Genomic DNA, 6405 nt, shown 5'->3' with positions numbered 1-6405 from the left:
CAACCGACGACAGCCCCAACGCGCCACCCGCCGAAGAAGTCGTGCACGAGCACGTGCACATGCACGATTCCCCCGCCTCGAATCCACAGCCCGCCTACGAATGCCGCGCCGACTCCCCCGGACGCGGCCCGCCGTAACCGCCCGCAGCCTTCAGCAAAAAAAAAACACGGAAATGAGATCGCGAGGAAGGAGAGAGATTTCGAACAAAAAATCAGAAATGAAGATCGGAAAACCGCCAAGGCGCCAAGGACGCCAAGGCGGAAGGGATCACTGCGGAATCCTTAGGCGCACTTGGCGCCTTGGCGGTTCATAGTCCGTCATTCCGGTCGCCCGGCTGCCCCTGCGCGGGCCTTCAACCCCCCGTTTGAACCCTTCTGGCGGTCCCGGTAACCTTCTCCCATTGATTTTTGGCCCCAAATGCCCACAATCAGGGCCTTCCGGGCCGGAAGCCGGCCCGAAGAGAAGCGAACGGGAATGACCGAGACTGCACAACAGATTGCCCCCGAGGCCGACACGCGCCGGAACCTGCTGGATCTGGGCACGAAGGAGCTCGAAGCGGCCATTGCCGACCTGGGCAAGGAGCGCTTTCGCGCCCAGCAGCTTCTGCTCTGGGTCTACGACAAGGGCGTCGACGACTTCATGGAGATGAGCAACGTCTCCAAGGACTTCCGCCGCGGTCTGGCCGAGCGCTTCAAGATCGAGCTGCCCAGGGTCGCGCGCGAGCAGCGCTCGAAGGACGGCACGGTCAAGTGGCTCTTCGAAGTCGCGGGGGGCGACCGCATCGAGAGCGTGCTCATTCCCGAGGACGACCGCATCACGCTGTGCGTTTCTTCCCAGGTGGGCTGCGCCATCGGCTGCAAGTTCTGCGCGACGGCGCTACTGGGCCTCAAGCGCAACCTCGAAACCTGGGAGATCGTCGGGCAGATCCTTCATGCAAAGCGCATGGTCACCGAGCTCTACGGTGAGGACCGTCGTCTCTCGAACATCGTGTTCATGGGCATGGTCGAGCCCCTGCAGAACTGGGAGAATCTCAAGAGCGTCATCTCGCTCCTGCAGTCGGACTTCGCCTTCAAGCTCTCGAGCCGCAAGATCACGGTCTCCAGTTCGGGCCTCATACCGGGGCTCAAGAAGCTGGGCGCCGAGAGCGACGTGAACCTCGCGCTGTCTTTGAACGCCAGCACCGACGAGCAGCGCTCGCAGATCATGCCGCCCAACCGCAAGTGGAACATGGCCGAGCTGCGCAAGGCCCTTGAAGAGTTCCCGCTGCCCAACCGGCGCAAGATCACCATTGAGTACGTCATGCTTGCCGGCTTCAATGACCAGGTGGCCGACGCCAAGCGCCTGGCTTCCTACCTGCGCGGGCTCGAAGTGAAGGTGAACCTCATTCCCTTCAACGAATTCGACGAAGTCGACTGGAAACGCCCCGACGATGCGACCGTGGTGCGATTCCAGAACATCCTCATCAATTCCGGCTACAATGCGATGGTGCGCAAGACCCGCGGCAATGACATCGACGCCGCATGCGGTATGCTGCAGCGGCGCGGCGATCCGCAGGCGCGCAAAAAAGCGGGATAAGCAGGGGACGTGCAAATGAAGTGGGGAATGCGGCTTGCCGCCGGCTGCGCGCTGGCCATCTGCCTGTCGATCACTGTCCTCGGCGGCGGATGCGATACGAAGCCCGAAAAGACGGCCCCGACCCGGCCGAGCACCCCCACGCTCACCCTCGGCGAAGTGGCCGAACCCGGCACCTGCGAGCTGGGCAAGCACAAGAATCAGTTCGCCGCAGGCGAGCCCATCGGCATCCTCTACGACAACGGCGGCCCCTTCGGGATGCGCAGCCTCGCGGTGCAGGTGATTCGCCCCGCCGGGCGCCAGGGTCGCACGAAGATTCTCAACTTCAAGGAATTCTTTGTGAACGTCACGCACCGCTCGCTGTGCGTGATGGGCGAGCACATCACGCCCGCCGCACTGGGCGCGGGCGACCTGGGCACCTACGAGATCCGCGTACAGGGAAACAACCGCCAGCTCGCCTCGCTCACCTTTGAGGTCGTTCCCGAAAAGCCCGCCGAGCCCGAGCCCGTGCCTGAAGAGGTGGAAGACGCGCCGTCCGACTTCACCCTGCAGCCCAGCGAGAACCCGCCGGCCGAGGCTCCGGCCGAGGCGCTCACCGGCACGCCCGAAGAACCCGTCGCGCCGCAGAGCAAGCCCGTCTGGGAGCTCTTCGGCGAAGAGAAACAGTCCGAAACGGGTGAGCCCGCAGCGGCGCCGGTCGTGACGCCGGCGGAGGCGCCGGCCCCGACCGCCATGCCGGCCCCCGAAGCGCCCGCGGTTGAGCCCGAGATCGAGCCCGCCGCTGAGCCGCTTGCCGAGACAACGCCCGCGGCGCCCGAGCCTGCGGCTTCTCCAGCGCAGCCCGAACCCGCTTCCGAGGAAGTGCCGGTGGAGGCCGCCGTTACACCGCCGCCTGCGAAGCCTGCCGCGCCGGTGACTCCGGCTGCGACGCAGAAACCGGTTGCACCTGCCCCGGTGAAGCAGAGTGCGGCTGCACCGGCACCGGCACCGGCACCGACGCCCGCGCCGACAAAAACGCCTGAGCCCGTAGAGCCCGAGGCCCCGGCGCCGGTTCAGGAGGCGGCGGCCAAGCCTGCTACTCCCGCGCCGCCGCCACCGGCTCCCAAGCAGCCCGCGGCTTCCACGCCGGTGAAGATGCCGGCCCGCAAGCCCGACCCCGCGCAGTTTGAGCAGGCAGCGCCGACTCCGACCGAGCCGAGCGAGCCCGTGCAGGCTGCGACCACGGAGCCCGCGGCGGTTGCCGAACCCGCAACTGCTGCGCCGGCTCCAGAGCCCGAAACGGCAATGGAAGCTCCGGCACCTGCAGCGCCCGCTGCGGCTGCTCCAGCACCGGCGGCACCGGCGGAGCCTGCGCCCGTCACTGCTTCGCAGAACGCCCCGGTGACTGAACCCGCAACCGAGCCTGCAGCGCCGGTAATAGAAGAGCAGGCGGCGATGCCCGCTCCGGCTGCGGAAGCGCCGACTCCGCCTGTGGACACTCAGCCCGAAGCGCCTGCCGAGGGCGCGACTACACCAGCGCCCTCCGCTCCCGGGACCGTGAGCGAGGCGGCTCCAGCATCCGCTCCGGAATCCGCTGGAGAACCCGCCGCCCCGGCGGCCGAGGACGCCGCGCCCGAAGCGGCTCCGCCCGCCGAGCCCCAGAGCGCCCCGGCTCCCTAGAACTCCCGCGAAGGCGGGCCGCTGACTGGCTAGTCAGGGGCTTTGCAGAGCGCCCGGCCCGGACTAAGGTAGCGCCCCGCTTGGGGGTGCGAGGGCTGTCAGGGCCCCGCAGCGGCCGGACCGGCCCTTTCCCGCCCCCGCCAGCGTTGACGCGCAACACGAAATTTCCGGGCTTCCTCCTGGGTCGATGCGGGGCACTTTTTGAGCCCCGTTCAGCACCCGCCCGGACAGGAGAATCCATGTCGGACCAGAAGAACTACGCGGACCTCTCGCTTGCCGGGGACTTCGAGAAGCCCACCTACGAGCAGTGGCTCAAGGTCGTGGACAAGGCCCTTGGCGGCGCCCCCTTCGAGAAGAAGATGGTCACCCGCACCTACGAAGGCTTTGACTTAAAACCCCTCTACACCCGCGAGGACTGGGAAGCAGGGGGCGACCCGGCCGGGCTGCCCGGCGCCGATCCCTTCACCCGCGGCGCCCATGCTTCGGGCGCCGCCGCAGAGGGCTGGGACATCTGCCAGGAACACGCCCACCCGGACGTGAAGACGACCAGCGAGGCGATCCTCAAGGATCTCGAGCGCGGCGTGAACTCCATCCTGCTGCGCATCGATGACGGCCACACCGGCGGCGTGGGAATCGAGTCCCTCGCAGAGCTGAAGGCGGCGCTCGAGGGCGTTTATCTTGACGTCGCGCCGCTTGCGCTGGGCGCGGGTGCCAACGCCGTTGCGGCCGCCGCGCTGCTCGCCGCACTTTTGAAAGAGAAGAACATCAAGCCCGGTGACGCGCGCGTGCACTTCGGCGTCGATCCGCTGGGCACACTCGCCGGAACCGGCGGTCTTTCGAGCTCCGTCGCCGACGCGCTCGCCCAGGCCGCCGACCTGGCGCAGTGGACCGGCAAGAACCTTCCCAAAGCCACCGCCCTTTGCGTGGACACCAGCGCCTACCATGGCGCCGGTGCCAGCGAGGCGCAGGACCTCGCAATCTCGATGAGCACGGCGCTCGCTTACCTGCGCGCGCTTGAAGCCGCAGGCATGGACATGGACGCCGCCTGCGCTCAGATCGCATTCACCTATTCGCTCAGCGCCGACCAGTTCCTCGGCGTTGCGAAGCTGCGCGCCGCGCGCGCCCTGTGGGCGCGCGTTGCCGGGGCCTGCGGCGCGAGCGAGAATGCCCGCGCCATGGCGCACCTGCACGCGACCACCGGCCGCCGGATTCTCACAAAGAATGATCCGTGGGTGAACATGCTCCGCACGACAGTGGTCACCTTCGCGGGCGCCGTGGGCGGCGCCGACGCGGTAACCGTTGCGCCCTTCGATGCGGCCATCGGGCTTCCCAATGACCTGGCCCGCCGCGTGGCGCGCAACACCCAGCTCATCCTCGGCGAGGAATCGAATCTCTTTCGCGTGGTCGATCCCGCCGGCGGGAGCTGGTACGTCGAGCGCCGCACCGAGCAGCTCGCCGAGGCGGCCTGGATTTTCTTCCAGCAGATCGAGGAGAAGGGCGGCATGCTCGAAGCGCTTGGGAGCGGCTTCATTGCCGAGCAGATCAATGCCGTGCACGAGAGCCGCGCAAAGAACATCGCCCGCCGCAAGGATCCGATCACCGGCGTGAGCGAGTTCCCGAACATCCATGAAGAGCTGCCCGCGCGCGAGGTGCCCGCGCCGCGCAAGCGCGCGAACGACCCGGCGTTGCAGGGCCTCCCCGCTGCCGGTGGCGGCGCGCTCTTCGAGGCGCTCGTCGAAGCCGCCGGCAAGGGCGCTAGCCTCTCGGCGATTGCCACGGGGATTGCCGATGGCGGCGCGCGCATGCAGGCGCTTCCGCTTCGCCGGCTCTCCGAGCCCTTCGAGGCGATGCGCGATGCCAGCGATGCCGCGCTCGCGGGAAAGGGCAGCCGCCCCAGCGTTTTCCTTGCGAACCTGGGACGCGTGGCCCAGCACACCGCGCGCGCGAGCTACGCCAAGAACTTCTTCGAGGCCGGCGGCATCCTGGCGCTGGGCAATGACGGATTCTCCGACCCGGCGGCCATGGCCGCTGCCTTCAAGGAGAGCGGCGCGAAGATCGCCGTGCTCTGCGGCAGCGACGACCAGTACGCGGAGCTGGTGGCGAGCTTCGCCCCGGCGCTCAGGGATGCCGGCGCCAGCCGCATCTATCTGGCCGGCAACCCCGGTGAGAACGAAGAAACCTATCGCAAGGCCGGCGTCGAGGAATTCGTCTTCGTCGGCTGCAACGTGCTCGACTCGGTGGGCGGAGCACTGGCGCATCTGGGCGTCCAGGGAGGTGCGGCATGAGCAAGATCCCCGACTTTACGAAGATCGCATTTGAGAGCGACAAGCCCGGCGCCGGCTTGGCAGACCTCGGCGAGTGGGCCAAAAGCTTCAAGGCCGAGACCCATTCGAGTCCCGAAGAGATGACCTGGGAGACGCCCGAGAGTGTGAAGGTCCGCCCGCTCTACAGTGCGGCCGACTACAAGGGGCTCGACCATCTCGACACCCTGCCGGGCCTGCCGCCGTTTCTGCGCGGGCCGTATCCCACCATGTATGTGCAGCGCCCGTGGACCGTGCGCCAGTACGCCGGTTTCTCGACGGCCGAGGACTCCAACGCCTTCTACCGCCGCAACCTGGCGGCCGGGCAGAAGGGGCTCTCGGTGGCCTTCGACCTGGCGACCCACCGCGGCTACGACTCCGACCACCCGCGCGTCCACGGCGACGTGGGCATGGCGGGCGTGGCCATCGATTCGATCTTCGACATGCGCACGCTCTTCGACGGCATTCCCCTCGACAAGATGAGCGTGTCCATGACCATGAACGGCGCGGTGCTTCCCGTGCTGGCGCTCTATATCGTTGCGGCTGAAGAGCAGGGCGTCTCGCCCGACAAGCTCTCGGGCACGATCCAGAACGACATCCTCAAGGAGTTCATGGTCCGCAACACCTACATCTATCCGCCCACGCCCTCGATGCGGATCATCTCCGACATCTTCGGCTACACCTCGCGCAACATGCCCAAGTTCAACTCGATCTCGATCTCGGGCTACCACATGCAGGAAGCCGGTGCGACAGCGGACCTCGAGCTGGCCTACACGCTGGCCGACGGCGTGGAATATGTGCGCGCCGGCATCGAGGCAGGGCTCGACGTGGACGCGTTTGCGCCGCGGCTCTCGTTCTTCTGGGCCATCGGCAT

General features: G+C 67.4%; 4 protein-coding genes. All 4 read left to right on the top strand.

From position 1 onward, the window contains the following. Positions 1 to 474: 474 nt before the first annotated feature. Positions 475 to 1575, top strand: coding sequence for a 23S rRNA (adenine(2503)-C(2))-methyltransferase RlmN (gene rlmN, locus KDH09_00975; protein MCB0218240.1), 1101 nt, complete (start codon positions 475 to 477; stop codon positions 1573 to 1575). Positions 1576 to 1590: 15 nt separating this feature from the next. Continuing rightward, on the top strand, positions 1591 to 3231 hold the full coding sequence (locus KDH09_00970) for a hypothetical protein (protein ID MCB0218239.1): 1641 nt from the start codon (positions 1591 to 1593) through the stop codon (positions 3229 to 3231). Between the two features lie 239 nt (positions 3232 to 3470). Next, entirely contained in the window at positions 3471 to 5516 is a 2046-nt protein-coding gene (locus KDH09_00965; GenBank protein MCB0218238.1) for a methylmalonyl-CoA mutase small subunit, read from the top strand. Beyond that, on the top strand, positions 5513 to 6405 hold an 893-nt coding region (locus KDH09_00960; protein ID MCB0218237.1), incomplete at its 3' end, for a methylmalonyl-CoA mutase. The genes KDH09_00965 and KDH09_00960, both read left to right, overlap by 4 nt.

The organism is Chrysiogenia bacterium (assembly GCA_020434085.1).
Taxonomy (GTDB): domain Bacteria; phylum JAGRBM01; class JAGRBM01; order JAGRBM01; family JAGRBM01; genus JAGRBM01.
This window is presented reverse-complemented; position numbering and strand designations above follow the sequence as displayed.